The sequence below is a fragment of the Thermoanaerobacter sp. X514 genome (assembly GCF_000019065.1).
Lineage (GTDB): Bacteria > Bacillota > Thermoanaerobacteria > Thermoanaerobacterales > Thermoanaerobacteraceae > Thermoanaerobacter > Thermoanaerobacter pseudethanolicus.
Genome location: NC_010320.1, coordinates 2,415,770 through 2,432,193, shown reverse-complemented (window position 1 = coordinate 2,432,193; position 16,424 = coordinate 2,415,770). Strand labels below are relative to the sequence as shown.

The 16,424-nt window shown below is 32.5% G+C and carries 14 protein-coding genes and 2 pseudogenes; 13 read left to right on the top strand and 3 right to left on the bottom strand.

Going from position 1 to position 16,424, the window contains the following annotated elements:
* Window positions 1-29 precede the first annotated feature (29 nt).
* Window positions 30-707: a Crp/Fnr family transcriptional regulator gene (locus TETH514_RS11990; protein WP_009052067.1), complete on the top strand. Its 678-nt coding sequence runs from the start codon at window positions 30-32 to the stop codon at window positions 705-707.
* 71 nt (window positions 708-778) lie between these two features.
* Here the strand turns inward: TETH514_RS11990 and TETH514_RS13005 are convergent.
* Window positions 779-838 (bottom strand): annotated as a pseudogene (locus TETH514_RS13005) (hypothetical protein); the annotation flags it as partial.
* Window positions 839-858: 20 nt separating this feature from the next.
* Window positions 859-1,207, bottom strand: a pseudogene (locus TETH514_RS13215) (helix-turn-helix domain-containing protein); the annotation flags it as partial.
* Between the two features lie 419 nt (window positions 1,208-1,626).
* Between TETH514_RS13215 and TETH514_RS11975 the strand changes: the two are divergent.
* The 5 genes from TETH514_RS11975 to TETH514_RS11950 all read left to right on the top strand — a co-directional run bounded on the left by TETH514_RS11975 (window position 1,627) and on the right by TETH514_RS11950 (window position 8,667).
* On the top strand, window positions 1,627-2,046 hold the full coding sequence (locus TETH514_RS11975; protein ID WP_009052068.1) for a hypothetical protein: 420 nt from the start codon (window positions 1,627-1,629) through the stop codon (window positions 2,044-2,046).
* A 14-nt stretch (window positions 2,047-2,060) separates the two neighbouring features.
* Complete coding sequence (locus tag TETH514_RS11970; protein WP_009052069.1) at window positions 2,061-2,777, top strand: SurA N-terminal domain-containing protein; 717 nt, start codon at window positions 2,061-2,063, stop codon at window positions 2,775-2,777.
* 1,069 nt (window positions 2,778-3,846) lie between these two features.
* Window positions 3,847-5,421: a PHP domain-containing protein gene (locus TETH514_RS11960; RefSeq protein ID WP_009052070.1), complete on the top strand. Its 1,575-nt coding sequence runs from the start codon at window positions 3,847-3,849 to the stop codon at window positions 5,419-5,421.
* A 650-nt stretch (window positions 5,422-6,071) separates the two neighbouring features.
* A complete protein-coding gene (locus TETH514_RS11955; RefSeq protein ID WP_009052071.1) occupies window positions 6,072-6,488 on the top strand; it encodes a hypothetical protein in 417 nt (138 codons plus the stop codon).
* 1,027 nt (window positions 6,489-7,515) lie between these two features.
* Window positions 7,516-8,667 (top strand): hypothetical protein, encoded by a 1,152-nt coding sequence (locus tag TETH514_RS11950; protein ID WP_009052072.1) that lies wholly within the window; start codon window positions 7,516-7,518, stop codon window positions 8,665-8,667.
* Between the two features lie 181 nt (window positions 8,668-8,848).
* Here TETH514_RS11950 and TETH514_RS11945 read toward each other — a convergent pair whose 3' ends face one another.
* The gene (locus TETH514_RS11945) at window positions 8,849-9,292 is read right to left on the bottom strand and encodes a hypothetical protein (RefSeq protein WP_009052073.1); all 444 of its coding nucleotides are present in this window, start codon (window positions 9,290-9,292) and stop codon (window positions 8,849-8,851) included.
* A 393-nt stretch (window positions 9,293-9,685) separates the two neighbouring features.
* Here TETH514_RS11945 and TETH514_RS11940 point away from each other — a divergent pair, with 393 nt between their 5' ends.
* The 7 genes from TETH514_RS11940 (at window position 9,686) to TETH514_RS11910 (ending at window position 16,416) form a co-directional block, all read left to right on the top strand.
* Window positions 9,686-10,123, top strand: coding sequence for a hypothetical protein (locus TETH514_RS11940; protein WP_009052074.1), 438 nt, complete (start codon window positions 9,686-9,688; stop codon window positions 10,121-10,123).
* 131 nt (window positions 10,124-10,254) lie between these two features.
* Window positions 10,255-11,319: a hypothetical protein gene (locus tag TETH514_RS11935; RefSeq protein WP_009052075.1), complete on the top strand. Its 1,065-nt coding sequence runs from the start codon at window positions 10,255-10,257 to the stop codon at window positions 11,317-11,319.
* Window positions 11,303-12,430, top strand: a complete 1,128-nt coding sequence (locus TETH514_RS11930; protein ID WP_009052076.1) for a hypothetical protein — start codon at window positions 11,303-11,305, stop codon at window positions 12,428-12,430. Before TETH514_RS11935 ends, TETH514_RS11930 begins: the two co-directional genes overlap by 17 nt.
* 2 nt (window positions 12,431-12,432) lie before the next feature.
* Window positions 12,433-13,110, top strand: coding sequence for an ABC transporter ATP-binding protein (locus TETH514_RS11925; RefSeq protein ID WP_009052077.1), 678 nt, complete (start codon window positions 12,433-12,435; stop codon window positions 13,108-13,110).
* A 222-nt stretch (window positions 13,111-13,332) separates the two neighbouring features.
* Complete coding sequence (locus TETH514_RS11920; RefSeq protein WP_009052078.1) at window positions 13,333-13,545, top strand: hypothetical protein; 213 nt, start codon at window positions 13,333-13,335, stop codon at window positions 13,543-13,545.
* Between the two features lie 538 nt (window positions 13,546-14,083).
* A complete protein-coding gene (locus TETH514_RS11915) occupies window positions 14,084-15,019 on the top strand; it encodes a hypothetical protein (protein ID WP_009052079.1) in 936 nt (311 codons plus the stop codon).
* Window positions 15,020-15,045: 26 nt separating this feature from the next.
* Complete coding sequence (locus tag TETH514_RS11910) at window positions 15,046-16,416, top strand: hypothetical protein (protein WP_009052080.1); 1,371 nt, start codon at window positions 15,046-15,048, stop codon at window positions 16,414-16,416.
* The last annotated feature ends 8 nt before the right edge of the window (window positions 16,417-16,424 follow it).

The window sequence follows — 16,424 nt, the reverse complement described above, 5'->3', positions numbered from 1 at the left end:
TTTACTCTTATGAAGGGATGAAAGTTATTATGGGCAATTTCGATTATCTTAAAAAAGTCCCTTATTTTAATGAACTGGAGGACAAATCCCTTGAAGAGATACATAAGATTTTAATCATAAAATCTTTTAAAAAAGGCTCTATTATTTTCATGGAGGGGGAAAAGGGAGAAGCCATATATTTTGTAAAATCCGGCAAAGTTAAAATATCAAAAACCTCTTCTGTCGGGAAAGAACACATTATTAAAATCATGGAAGAAGGGGACATATTTGCTGAATCTGTTCTATTTGTCGGTGGAGAATATCCTGCAACTGCAGAGGCTATAGAGGACTCCGAAGTGATTATGCTTAAAAACCAAGACATAGAAAACTTGATACTAAAAAACAGCAAAATAGCCTTAAGCATTATTAAACTTATGGCAAAAAGGCTAAAAAATGTAGCTGTCATAATAGAAAATCTTGCTTTAAGAGATTCCATTGGCAGAACGGCTTCTGTCCTTCTCACTTTTGCAAAAGAGAGAGGAATAAACACAAAAGAAGGAATTTTATTAAACTTAAATCTCAATAGACAAGACCTTGCCAACATAGTCGGCACATCAAGAGAAAACGTCACAAGGATTTTAAGCCAAATGGACAAAGAGGGGATAATACATCTTGATAGGCAGAAAATAATAATTAAAGATATAGAAAGGCTTAAAGAGATGTTGTAGTGATATTTTTCCTTCCAATCACTAAAAAAATAACCTACAGGCACTTCAAGTTTTTCAGCTATATAAATAAGTTGCTCTAAAGAAGGCAATGTTTTGCCATTTTCAATTCTGCTTAAGACAACCCTATTCATAAATATCACCACATAAAGTTCATTTCAAGACTTTTTTGAGGATTTTCTGTTTTTTTGAGTATCAAAGAGATATTCATTAAAATTCTAACTTCCATATCACTGTAAACAAAATCAGCGTAATTGGAAAGAGCAGGGATAGTAACTTTCATTGCTTCTTCAAGCTTTTTCATAGCCTTTTCATAATCTTTATTGACAGTTTTTTCAAAAACAGATTCGGCGAGAAATAAAAGTTGTTTTTTCAATTTTTCTAAGAGTATCCCTATTAATAAAACTATACTCAGAAACATCAATTTGAGAAAGGCCTAAAGATTTTCTTATATTTTTCAATTCTTCCCCAAAGCCTTCCAGGTCATAATAAAACCCATCCATTTTTTAACACCCCATGCAGATTCAAATCGGCTTGTAATTGTTTCTTTTACCACGTATTATATAAATAAGGAAAGAAAAAGTAAAGGGAAGTGAGGATGGAATGAAAAAGAATAGGAGATAGAAGGGTAGTACCATTAGGAGAAGAGGATGCAATAGACTTGCATTATGTAATTCCAAGGGGAGTGACGTAAGTTTACACTAAAATTTAATTTTTAGGGCATTGATCATAAAATAGAAAAGACAAGAGATTAAAGATTCGATAAAAAGAATGGAAGGTGTCATATGAGAGTGAATTGTTACTTAAAGCTTAGTTTTCTTGGATAAAAGTTTTAAAAAAATGTAATTATAGTTTTACTGATTAGTATTAATATTATTCCAAGTTTTGCTGCTTTTACCCAGAATTATATACGTCATTATGCATGGTCAAGCGATTGGGGCATGAAAATTTTCTTTTTTACGTAAATTACAGTGCTTCTAATTACATTGATTACCCCATGAAGTCTATTGATGATCATTATGTTGCTGCTTTTAACAACTTGCCAAATCATCCTGAAATAGGTAATGGCAATTGTCACTTGGTAGGTGTTGATGTTGTTGATGCTAGTTCTGGAGTTTTAATTGGTACAATAGATACTTCAAAATTCGTAAAAAATCCGAATGGTTCGATTTGGAATCCAAATACATTAATATATTTTGATTTGTATAGTTCTTATACAATCAATTATTATTCTACGACAACAAAAACTGTTAATTCTACTGCAAAGACCCTTTTCCAATTAGATCCTAGTTGGATACCGAGTAGTTGGACTGACTATACGACTTTAACATTTAGCTTTTGAGGAGGTGAATTGAAGTGAAAAAAGGAAAAACTTTAATTTTAGTTAGTTTGAGTGTTTTTCTGATATTTATTTTAGCTATTGTTGCTTTTTCATTTTCAGCAGCAAATCCGCAAGAAAAAGCAAATGAATTACAATTTAATAATGTTGTGAAAAAAGTATCTGCTTTTTTTAAAAACAACAAGGATAAATTGCAGATTGGTGAAGGTGACATAATTGCAGAAGTTAATGGTGTACCGATATACAAAAATGAATTTGAATTGAGGAAGGGATTAGCATTAGCCTCTGGAGTGCAAGCAGATAATATAGACGATTATATATTGCAAAAATTGATTAGAGAAAAAGTACAAGAATATCTGGCAAGTAAATACAATATAAAAGTTTCGCAAAATGAGATAAATGCATATATAGAAAAAGAAAAGAAGGAATTTAACGAGTATCCCGAAGCAAAGAAAAAATTAAATGAATTGATTGCTGCAAGTGGAATGACAGAAGATGAATATTGGAATACTTATGAAAAATACAATGCAAGAAGGATATTGTTGTTTAACAAATTGTACGATTCTATTATAGAAGAAGGGATAAAGAGCGGGAAATTGAAAAAAGCCGAAGATATGACAAACGACGTACAAAATGAATACAAAAGGTATGTGGACAGTATAATAGATGAATATCTAAAAAGTGCTAAAATATCAATTAACAATAAATATAAAGATATGTTTAAAGACTTTTGAGAACATTGCCCAGACGCTGGGGAGGGTTCCTTATGTATGAAGACAAAAATTCCTCCTTAAAATAGGGTACTTCCTTATGTTGCCTATTAGAAAACTGTAATCCACACAGTTCACGTTGAGAAAGCTTCTTTTGAAGCCTTAAAGACTTTATTTTAGTGCCAATAGGAATATTCATAAATATTACCACATAAAGTTTAAATTTTCAGATAATTTATTTCAAAAAATTTCCTTTATTCTTTTTAAACTATTGATTTTACTATTCTTGAGGTTTTTTCTGAAATTTCTGTCATGCAACTTAAAGTTACAGTTTATCATTTTTTCAATGGCGATATATGAAAATGTTTAAAAAATCAAAGATGAGAGAGGTAAATTTATGTAACCGGCTGTAAAAGATTCTTATCAATATTTTCTAATATTATATCACTTTTACTTGAAAGTATAAAAATGTTATTATGAAAGTAGAGGAAATGTATGGGGGTGAGAAAAACTGAGAAAAATTATAGCATTGTTGAGTTTAGTGGTGCTACTTACAGGTGTGTTTAGTTATTTTAAGGTAAATATAAGTCCTGTGCACAATAACACATCCTACAAATATTTTATCGCAAATGAGAAAGAGCCAAGAGTTCATGGAAAAGAAAGAAGTGATTAGTAATTAAGTAGAAGAGAATTATAAGTAAAGGAGGGTACCCATATAAAAGATGTAAAAACGGTACAAAAATATTTGGTAGCGGAAGAAAGAGAACCAACAGAGAGGATAAAGTATTAGAGTATTTTCAATTATTTGTAATGATTTTTATCTCTGGGATGGGTTGTGAAAATAAATCAATAAATTAGGTTGCTTTCTTAAGGAGTAGTAAAAATATTTGCAGAAAAAATAGGTATAAGGGAACAATAGGAGAAAATGTAATCCAGTTACTTAGGTGAATGTTAAGCCAATGATGGAAAAAATGAGAACTTCATATTTTGTTGAGGTATTTATTGTTTCTGCAAAACATTGTATCCGAAAGGATTGAAGTCCTGAACCTTTATTAAGTTTATAAATTGAACCGTAATGAGAGGAGGATAGTAAATGAAAAAATTTTTAGTTGTAATTACCATTCTGTGCTTAATATTAGGGATGGTTACAACTTTAGGAGCACAAGAAAGTAATAAAGAACAGAATTTTATTGTTGTAACATCCGATAGAATTCGTTACGAACCAAATGCAGATTCTTGGAATCTAGGATTTTCTTTGCTTACGGTTTCAGATTTAAAATCTAAGCCAATTTTAAAATCTATATCTGTAAATGGTGTAGATATAAAAGAATCCCTAGCAGTTGTACCGTCTGAATTTCCGATAAACAAATTTAAAGGATTAACCACGAGCCAGCTAAAGCGTTGGAATGAACTTCGTAAGGCCTACCATAAAGGAACATTAAATAAAGATGGATTAACTGAGTTCAGGTCATTAAATCAGGCTTTGAAAGGAGCTGTAGAGAAAGCCGAAGGAATTGTTGAACTTAAAATAAATCCTACAAAGTTACCTTTTTCTATGGAGAAAGGGGAAATCTATCCCTTACAAGTTGAGATTCAATATGGACAGGAGGTTCAAACATTTACAACCGAGGTATTTATCCAATCCATACCTTCTGATAGCAGCTGGATACCGGCCCAGCTTCATGTTCACTCAAACTTTTCTGATGGTAAAAAGACTCCACAAGAAATAGTAAATATCTACAAGGGGATGGGTTATAAAGTTGTTTATATAACCGATCACACAGATCTTATACCACAACATGGAGGGTGGTCAAGTTACAGTGAGGCAATGGCTAATGCTTCTAGTGCATCTGGGATTCCAGTATATCCAGGAGCAGAAATGACCGTTGTTTCTTCTACTGGAGAAGTACAAGGGGATCTTTTAGCTTACGGCATAGTAAGTCTTAATGGTTTAGAAAATAAAACTTATAGTCCTCAAAGAGGCATTGATAATATATGGGGAAATTCAAGCTTATCTTCTGCAGCTATTGCTCATCCTACAGGGAATCCTCCGTGGACTGACTGGTCTGTTGTCAGATACTCGGGTATCGAACTGATGTCGGGATATTTGCAGCTCAAATTTGATGATGGGGCAAGCCCAATGGTTAGATGGCGTTCGGAACTCACGAGGCTTTTGCCTGATGCCTTTAATTATATCTATCGCCCTTCTGCTCGCACTGGAGACGATTGGCATGCGGAATTCTATGAGCCCAATCCAGAGGGTTATGTGACTTTTATTAATACCTCAGGTTCAACTAGCAAGTTCGCGGTAGATTCAGCATTGCTCAGAGGTAAAACCGTGGCAAGCCGAGATGGAGGGCTTGGCTATTTCTACTTTGAAAGAAATGGGACAACAAAGCATATCGGTGAAACACTTACTGGAGTTCCTGCTAATTCAAGAATTAATATATATTTGACATTCAAACCTGTTAATTCTGGAAGTTACACCATAAAAATTTATAAAGATAACAAAATCTCTGAGATTTTTAGCCAAACAGGTTCGTATTCTAGTGGTGTTACCTATAATATGTCTGGTTCCTTTATATTTGATGGCGGGCAACACTATTATTACCTTTATATCTCTGGACCAGATTATATATATTCAACACCAATTTATGTGTCGAATTAGACTTAATTTATTAAAAAAATAATTTAATATAAGAGAAGAAGGTGTTAATCCACCTTCTTCTCTTGTGTGCGCTCATTATGGGCGATAACTATGCGGTGAAAGTGCACTATGGGCTTGGTAGTGTGAACCATTAGCCAAAGGCAAGGGCGTCCATCGTGAGGTGGAATCTGAAGGAAGTCGGCAGCAGAATTCCGGGCTGATGAACAAAAACCACATATGAGGTTGACTTGGAGTGGACGAATTTGTACATCAAAACGAAATCCAACACTGCTTGAGCTCCGAGCATTAAAAGTGGCGGGTATATGGGAGGAAAGTTATCGTTTTTACCTAGGGGGGTCTCAAGGAAAAGTCAGGAAAGAAGACTCTGAAATGACAACCCATGCAGTGATGTATGGCTGAACCTTGAGAAATCAGCAGAGGTTTTCAAAGAAGGATTTGACATTATCACAAATATCTGCAAGTGATAATTGCTTAGTTTTGATTTTCAAAAAGTTTCCTTCGGTTTGTTTTGAAGTCTAATCCTCTATATAAAAATTTGACGACCAAAAACAGCGAAATTCAGTTGAAAATATATAGCGGAACCCATGAATTTTTAAGGCTTTTGAGGCTCTGAAAGGCCCTAATCTTTTTACAGAAAGGAGAGATGAAGGTTGAAGTATAAGAAAATAATATTTTTAATAGGTTTGCTATGGGGATTAATATCTTTTGGGCTTATCGAAGTCGCTGGAAGAAGGGGACAATTTTCTATGGGAAATTATTTAATGGATTCTAAACCTTTTATTGCTGTAGTTGATATAATTAGAGCCGACAATTTAGTATGGCTGCTTAAGCTTCTTCTTTTACCGTATGCTGTTGGATTAGATTTATCTATATGGACTATTGGATTCATAGGATGTATTTTTAAATATGGCAATTCGTCTTTTCAAGCATTGGGTAAAGTGTTTGTGAATTATCCGATTGTAGAATGGTTTATACTAATTATTTACACTATATTAGGAGGAGTTATACTTGTAATACTGCCTTATTATTTGATAAGCTATGCGGTTGCAAAATTGCTAAAAATATAAATTTCTATAAAAACAGGTATTTTTAAAAAGTCTAATGAAAGTTTAAAGTGAATTATCGTACATCAGAGAGAGACAAAGAGGACAAGGGGGACGGTTCCGTGCGCTTAGAAAAGCTCATGCGTTAGAACAGGTGCGAATCCTGCCCGGTAAAGCCTAGCCAGCAACGGAATAGCAATGCTTTCTCGGGGTCATAGGCCTTGACATGTTATACAATATTAACGCATAGGGAACTCAGGAGGTCTTGTAACTCCCAGAAAGAGTACGATAAACAAGTGTAAAATACAAGGATATCGGAAGGTTAGCAGGAAGTCGGATTACGGCATAGTACTGATAATCTCCATACTGCTCTAAACATATGAAGTGTAATTATGGGGTATGGGATCATGTAGCAATGTCATGCCCAGACGCTGGGGGCGGTTCCTCACGTATGAAGATAAAAATCCTCCATAAGATGGGGATTTTTATTATGCTGCCTATTAGAAAACTGTAATCCACACAGTTCACGTTGAGAAAGCTTCTTTTGAAGCCTTAAAGACTTTATTTTAGTGCCAATAGGAATATTCATAAATATTACCACATAAAGTTTAAATTTTCAGATAATTTATTTCAAAAAATTTCCTTTATTCTTTTTAAACTATTGATTTTACTATTCTTGAGGTTTTTTCTGAAATTTCTGTCATGCAACTTAAAGTTACAGTGTATCATTTTTTCAATGACGATATATGAAAAAAGGAGAAAAAGAAAGAAAAAGTGAATAACTTTGCCAAAACGAAATATTGGGATAGTTCTTCAACAATTTTGCCATTTTACTGGAAGAGGCAAGAATGGTAGGATAAAATTGAAAAAGGTATAGCTTTATTGACAAGAGTAACTTTTCTGCTTGGATACTGACATATGTTAACGTAAAGCTCGCCTATATAAATGATAAAAAAGTAATGCAACCGTATTATTATCTACAGTGATAATAATTAGGCGTGGACATAATTATCCAAAACAATTAAATTTTAAAAGACAAGGGGTTGGAAGAATGAAAGAAAAAGAGCAAAAATTTAAACAAGTCTTGTCTTTATTTATAATCTTTGTATTAACTTTTATAATGACCTGTGGTTGTTCCACTGAGGAGAAAAAAGAGAAGGTAAAATTGAATGGAAGTCCTTTTGCAATTCTTGAGGAGGAAGAAGAGGAAGTAAAAGCGAAGCTTTATTATTGGGACCTTGAACACAAGAAAATAAAAGATGAATCAAAAATCATGCATACCATTCTAAAGAAAGAGGTACCAAAAGAAATTTACAAGAAGTCTCCAATTTCATGGGATGGAAAAGGACATTTGGTAATTCCATCATATGCACAAGTTTCTCAAGAGTATCAAGGAAATGTCGAGAAAGTAGAAATTCCTTTGCAAGAAAGAATAATTTGGGGGAAAGATGTAAAACTGGTCAGTAAAGAAAAGGACAAATACATTTTGGTTTTTACTGAGAATAGTAAGGATAAAGAAATAGAGTTGGTTATTCCTCCACACTTTTTTAAAGGGAATGACGGTAAAGAGTACAGAATAGGAGAAACAGGCACTGTAGCAGGAATTATCAAAAAGGGAGATGAGGTATTTATACTGTATTCCTGCTTTATACCGGGTGCAGGGGAAATCTATGCAAAACTTTTCATAGCAAAATATGATCTTAAGGCAGAAAAAATAGAATGGGGAGAAGTAGAGATTCCAGAAAATGCAGAATTATCACCGGCGTTACCCCCTTTACCAGACAATACAACTTCTATTGAGAAAAGCTTCTTTATACCTACTCTTACAGTTCCTGCAGAAGTAGATATTGATAGTATGAAACTTAAGCCAATCAACAATATCATAGAGTATCAGAAGAAATATGCTTCAGAAACATTGAAATCAGCCATGCCGGTTAATATAGAAATTTTGGGGAGCTATGAAGATATTTTATTTGTAGGTATTCAAATGGTGAAGCCCACCGAGCCTCCAGAACTCTATGTTTTTGCGCTAAAAGATGGGCAAATGATGGGACTTTTGCGAAGGACAGAGAAAGGGATAGAGCTAATAGACCAAGAAAATAAGGTAGTGGAAACATACGACATACCTAGAAGCAGTAGTTTTGGCGGAGAAAGGGATATCATTTTCCCAAATACAAGCGGGACAAATAGTATGATGGAGTAAAAATTAAAGTTGTAGGGTTGGAGGGGGATTTTATTAATTTTTTAATTTCTTAATTGCAATTACAGCCGTTTTTTGTGATTGGCCTTTTAATCTTTGATATAGCAGATAAAAACGCTATAGGAATGTATTAGAAAGAGGTGAGGCTTTGTGGAGGAATTTCAAATGCTTAAAGAATCAAAATTCACAACTCTTTCATCACGACCATACCATTTTCTTTGGTAATTTCCAACTTATAAAGTTTTTTACAGGACCCTATGGTTATTTTTTTAAGCCTCTCCTGACCAGTTATTTCAAATATATGTATAGATTTAATGAGGGAATCTTTGTACACTTCTTTGTCAAGGTTTAGTTCTGCAATTGCTTTTCTGAAGAGTAAAAGCCCTAAACCGCTTAGGGTATTATTTTTTACACAGGTTTCTATACCTAGATTGGCGTAGTAGAGAGACTTTTCGTAAATGGATAGAAGGTGATAGCGATAAGAAATATTGTAATAGACTTTTATTTTTGTTTCCCAATCTTGTGGTGAGAGAGCTTCTAAGCAAAAGAGAAGCAGCTCAAGACTTTTTTGAGTTGATTCTTTTTTTTCAATTATCAATGCCATATTCATCAATATTCTGACTTCCATATCGCTAGTAATTGTTTCTTTTACCATGTATTATATAAATAAGGAAAGAAAAAGTAAAGGGAAGTGAGGATGGAATGAAAAAGAATAGGAGATAGAAAGGTGGTACCATTAGGAGAAGAGGATGCAATAGACTTACATTGTATAGTTTTTCATAATACAAAATAACTCCATGAAATAGATCAAATTAAAAAAATTAGATATTAATATAAGAATCTAGTAATTTTTGAAAATTTCATATAATTTTGTTGGATATATACACAAAAGAAAAGGATTAAAAAGCCATAGACCAAATAAAAAATTGTGATAAATGTGTATAACTCATAATTTGAATTCGACATTAGTTCATTAAAGCCCCCCTTGAATTTTATAATATTTCAGAAGGAGATGAATGTGATGAACAAGAAAATAATAAGCCTATTTGTAATTCTTTTGATAGTTACTTTTACTACTTCTGCATATGCGGCAATTACTACCATTGTATATCAGTCAGGTCCAAATCTAGTTAAGTCTACGGAGTACTATCAATACAAATACGTTGGTTACATTCAGTTGAGCTCTGCTTATAATGATAATGGTTGGAGTAGACTACGAGGCTATATAAGGTATTATATTCCTAATACAGATAAAGATACTGGTAGATGTTATACTGACTGGTCACTAAATGGGGAACTCGTCAGTAAAGAGATTACTTTTTATGATACCTTAAATCCCTTTGCTGAAAAAGTACGGTTTGAATATGGATTTGACTCTGTACCATATGGTAGCGGAATTTTACCATTTACTATATCTACACCAATGGTGGAAGTTTTTGAAATAAAAATTGGTAAATAAGACAAACCACTTGTTTATTACACTTGGCAGATAAGAGTGTTTTAAAAGGGGGGCTTTTTATAGGGCTTTCCGGTTCGGAGAAGACAACATTGTATATGTTGTAGTTCATATAATGAGAGGAGAATTAAAAAATGAAAAACAAATTTATACTTTTCACACTGACTTTTATTTTTTCTGTAGCATTTATCATTTTTTCTTTGTTTACATATTTCAGAGCAGATACGACTTTAAAAAATCCTTTGGGGCTTAGTGAGAATTTTGTCGAACTTCAAATTTCTCCTCCTTTTGACCCTCAACTGGCCTTAGACGTTGAAATAGCCCATAAAGTCAAAGAGGAAATGTATAAAATTGTTAAAAATAAAAATATCGTAATGGTATATTGGGACATAGAGGATGTTGGACTTGGTTTATATGATCCAATAAACTTTTACAAATCAAACTTATTAAAAGAAGGGGACATGTTTTCTGCTGTGTCTGTTAAAGACATAATCATAAAAGAAGATTCTTATTCTTATGATTACAATGTAAAAAGATTAGGTAGAAATTATATTGAGGACATGATAGAAGGCAAAAAACTAAACATATTAGGAGTATACGACTCAAGACATCCCCTGTATGACAAAACTCATGAGTATATATACAACTATTTTAGCAAGGCTAATAATATTTTTGGGTTTTATTATTTTGATTCTAATTCAAAAGAAGAAGTAAATCAAATTGTTAGTGATATTCAAAAAATGCTGCAAAAATACGGGTATTTATATGACATTACTGATAAAGGGTTTTACAGGGGCAATCTTAAAAATATTATCTCTTCAATGCTGCTTTCTAAAATTTATTTGCCTGTGTTTATAGCCTTTATTTTCGTATGCGTAAATTTGTATTTTTTCTATTATATACTTTTACGTAATCAGAAAAAAGTTATGATTATACATTCAATATTTGGAGCAACAAATGTAAAGCTTTTGGCAAGGTATACAAGAGAAATATTGAAGTACTTATTTTTAAGCTCTGTGCTAGTTGCAATTTTTTACAAACTATTTTTTGCCAGTACTGTTTATGATGTTTCGATCAAAACACTATCAATTGTCGTATTGGCAAATGTCTTATTGGGATATGCAATATGGTTTTTGGCTTTTTTAACTGTTGGCTACAGGTTAAACCGAAAGGATGGAGTATATGATTACGCAATTTAAATTGGCTTTTAAAGATGTTAGGAAAAACAAGTGGAAAATTCTTTTATTTATTTTCCAAATGACAATTTTTTTGTTTTTTACAATTATAATTTTAGAGCAGTCTGTACAGTTAAGTCACTACAGCAAGATGCTAAAGATTATAAAAAATAACAATATAATCTTTTTTAAAGATTACTTAAACAACTGGGAACCTCCTTTTATTGACAAGGAGATATATTATTTTTTTGAAAATTTCTTTGATAGGAGTGGTAATGCGTACTCCGTAATGGAAAATGCAGGTACTGTAGAATTTTCACAAGAACATCCCGATGCAAAAATAGTTATAGGGGTGGGGAATTTTGATAAAATTTTTGGAATTGATAAATACAAAGATACAGAAAAACCCTCATACGTTTTTATAGGGTCTGATGTAAAAAGCCTCGAGATTGGAGATGAAATTAAATTGGGAATTTTTAATAGGCAAACGTACAAGGTTGATGGCAGATTAGAAAAGGGAGAGGGTTATGTAAATAAAGGCAGATATAGAAGTTTAGACGACAAAGTGCTTGTTTTGACTTCATCAAGAGAAGTAGCAACATTGTACCAAGTAGGAGGGTTTCTTGAGTTAATACAAAATATTCATATTACAAAATCGGAGGAAGGCGAGATTGATAAAATTGTAGAAATGGCAAATAAGACCAAAAAAATTACTTTAATTCCTGAAAAATTAAATTTGAGAAATATAGTTGAAAAGGGCTATAATGAGGATTTCATAAATTTTATATTTTTTTCAAGCTTTCTTATAAGCATGGGGATATTCATAATAGTTGGATTGGTTTCTTTCCTTTATATAATGATAGATCGCAACTTTACAGAATATGTTGTTCATCAAATATACGGAGCTACTAAAAAAGATTTGTATTTGCGCATAACTATTTTTGTGGTTTTGGTTGTCATTTTGCCATTAGCTATGTTTTTAGCTATACCTAATATCCTTTTATTGCCAAGCACTAAGTGGGTATGGTGGTTTGTCTTTACGTTTTATTTTATAACAATATTATTTGTATCCATTTTGTCTGTTGGGAGATTGAACAAAAAGGATTTGACAGCATTTTTTAGGAGGGACAATTAAATATGCTTATAAAAATAGAAAATGTAAAAAAAGAATACATAAGTGGAAAGAAAAAGAATCTGGTTTTAAAGGGAGTAAACTTAGAAATAAATGAGGGAGAAAAGATTGCTATAGTAGGACCTTCAGGCTCTGGCAAAACAACACTTCTTAATATAATAGGATTATTACTTCCTGTAACAGAAGGGGAGGTTTACTTAGCTGGGAAAAGAGCATCAAGTTTAAAGGAAAAAGAGAGGGCAAAACTAAGAAATAAATTTTTTGGGTATGTATTCCAGGAATTTCTCTTAGTAGAAGAAGATACAGTATTTCAAAATATAGAAATACCTCTTTTGTACTCTTTGACAAAGAAGACAAAATCAGAGAAAAGAAAAATGGTTGAAAAAGTTTTGGAAAAAGTGGGTTTGGAAGTTAAAATAAACGAAAAGGTCAGGAACTTATCAGGAGGAGAAAGGCAAAGGGTGGCAATAGCAAGAGCTATAATAAATGACCCTGAGGTAATACTTGCAGATGAACCGACAGGTTCGTTAGATGCAGAAAACGGGGAAAAAATCGTGGACATTTTGGAAAGTTTGGTAGATAAGGGTAAAACTTTATTGATTGTAACACATAATGAAGCTATTGCAAAAAGATGTGACAGGATATTCAGAATAAAGGATGGATATGTGGAGATAGAAGAGTAATACAGCTTTGATTATTTTTAACACCCCGTGCCGATTCAAATCGGCTTGAATTTTTTTACCATGTATTATATAATTAAGGAAGAAATATGTAAAGGGAGGGGAGGATAAAAAAGCAACCTAAATAATAATTTTTTGGTGTTTATTATTTTGATGCCCTCATAGTACTTTAACATGGTAAGTAGTGATAAGATAGTACCTGGGGAGAGGATGATTTAACCAGAAATGCAATCAAAAGCTAAGGTAGAAACTTTTACACGAGTAAATGATATTAGTCCTTTAGTAGTAGATCCTGGAACTGGAACAGTAAGATGTGGGACGGGGTATTGCAGTTATACACATGTTAAAGTAAGCGATGTGGGTATGCTTGTGGCTGCAGAATTTTATGCGGATTTTGTAATAGTAAATGGAGGTTATGATTATATCAGTGCTTCTTAAGCTTTTGCTTGAGCGATTCAAAAAATAATTATAAAATTTCGGCCCTGGTAAAGCCTAACTAGCATCCATTACTTAGCCTTGGGTTTATTATGGCAACATATAAGTTGAGTGAAATAAGGGAAGTGAGGATGGAATGAAAAAGAATAGGAGATAGAAAGGTAGTACCATTAGGAGAAGAGGATGCGATAGACTTACATTATGTAATTCTAAGGGGGTGACATAAGCTTACACTGAAATTTAATTTTTAGGGCACAGATAATAAAATAGATAGAATTAGAGATTACAGAGGAGATGTTGTATTAGCATTAAAGGTTATTATTTGAGAAAATATTAGTAAGCAACTTGAATTTAGTGGAAAATATGATTGCAAAAGCCTAATTGAACTAAGTCCAAGTTTTTGGTTTCTGAAATAAAAAAACTTGATCATTTCGAAAATACCGAAAGGGAATTGTCATATGAAGAGAAATCGTTGCTTAAAGCTTAGTTCCCCTGGATAAAGTTTTAAAAAATTTAAACGAATAGAGGGGGGAGAAGAGTGATGGTGAATAGTAAAGTGTTTAGAATTATTTCAGTTGTTCTGGTATTTACACTGTTTTTTACCTTCTCTACAACGTTCGCTTATGTAGAATTAGACAAAGGATACCAAAAAGTATATTCAGATTGGCAAAACCCAGATGATTGGCTTATAGTAGAAAGTGCGGCGGATAGTGTTGGCGATTCAAGAAATTATGCTGTTGGAACCGAGATGGTTAGACGCGCTCATACCTTTACTTTAACATACGATAGTTATAGACAATCATGGGGAACAACTTTTATGCCCAGTTCTAGATATCACCAAATAAGAACCGAAGTTCCTGACTATCATACAAATCCAAGCACTATAAGATACAGTGACCCTTTTGGTTATGATAATTCCCAAGATGCTTCCATTCCTCCAATTGTTGATTATGCGCTTGATATTTTATGGAATTATGCTACAGACGTTCTCAAATTACCATTACCCTCACCATGGGGGCTTGTAAAGAAAGATACTGGAATTACTATTACCAGAGATTCGGATTTAATGGGTGTAACATTTAGATATAATAGTGATCCTAAACTTCAGGGTTGCGATTACTTAATATATATTGATAAAGTAAATGGACAAGTACCTAATGGCGATTATTGGATAGATGTTTATGCAAAAGCAGAAGCCGGCCTTTTAGTTTCAACACCATATTCTTATTATACTACTAACTCTATAAAAGAAAATATAAATTCAATAAAATTGCCAAATACGGAAATAGAAAATATACTTATTAATGGTCCTAGAGGTTTGTATAAGCAAGAAAATATCAAGCATATACCTCTTACTCAATATGCAAAAGAACTTAATGCTCAAAAGTCTGATGAGATAAGGACTATGAGTATATCATGGATAAAAGAAGGGGATATAAATATATGGCTTGTAGGAGATTTTAAAATTGGTCAATAAAAAACAGTAACCGGGAGATGAAATTTATGGCAAAGAATTTTCAGAACCCTTATAAGAGATATTTTTCTCTTATAAGCATTTTTTTTATTTTAATATTAATACTGCCAAGTTGTAATATTCACAAAAATAATGATGAGCCAGAAATTGCAAACAGTATAAAAACGAAAATAGGCAATAATCCTCCAAAATTTGATTTTATTAATAAAGTAGTTATGGCTGAAAACAATAGCGATATGATACAAAAAGCAAAAAAAGATTATCTACAAGCATTGAATCTTCTTAAAAGAGTGGGTAATGATAAAAAACTTCTTTATTTAACCGATCAAAATAAAAATTTAGAGCTAGTTGCGCAGAAAATGAAGGATGCTGCAGAAGAAAATGATAACTGGATTGAAACTTGGGAGTATGCAAAAGAAGTGTTGGTTGATGGGTATTATGTCTTGCCATTTAGTTTGTCGGACAATGACTTACCTAGCCTATATGGTGAGGCTTTGGATATTTACAAGACACTCACATATGAAGTAGAAAAGTTGTCTCAAAAAACATTAGAGTATGAAAATAATAACAAAATAAATTTTGAGAGCTGGCTCAATCTATCGTATGTAGAAAATACTATTGAAGATGTTAGAACTAATTTGTTTAAACAGGTAGAACAACTTTTATCAGAATATGTAAAATTAAGTCGAGAAAGTGGTACAGATGAAAAGACACAAGTACAAAGGGCTAGAGCTTTAGGTTCAACGCTTTCGGTTCTTCAAATGGCAAAAAATCAAATTGAATGCAGTCAGATAATTATTGATACCATAAAGATAGGACAACATTCTGAAGAAGATAAAAGAGAAATTTTGGACTTATACAGAGAAAGAGCAGGAAAAGTAGTAGAAGCTATATCGGCCAAAATAAAAAGCAAGTCATGGGGTGAAGAACTTTATAAATATTCTGTAGGAAATTATAACACTGCAAAAAAATTAGAAAAAAATAATTTTTATTCATTGGCTCTTATTAAATACCAACTTGCCTATATATTTGCGACACTTTCAAAAAATTGGATGGAATACCCAGATATAATACATTATGGAGACTTAAAAGCTAATGATGTTTCTGTAGAAAATATAATTAGAAGCTGGAATGATAGCGTAAAAGAATTTGAGGAGATTGATAAAAAACTTGATCAATATGAAAAAGAAGGGAAGGTCTTTTTAAATATAAGACTAGTGACCAACATTTTTTATAAGAGTTGGTTTAATGTTGGCGATGGTTTTCTTAGGAGATTTATAGAAACACAAAGTAACTGGAAGGAAGTAGGTAATATTGCTTATATGAATATAGGACCTGTTCCTTTTGCTTTGAAAATAATTGAAGAGGATTTAGAAAATTTATCAAAAGTGTTTGATTAAGAGGCCAT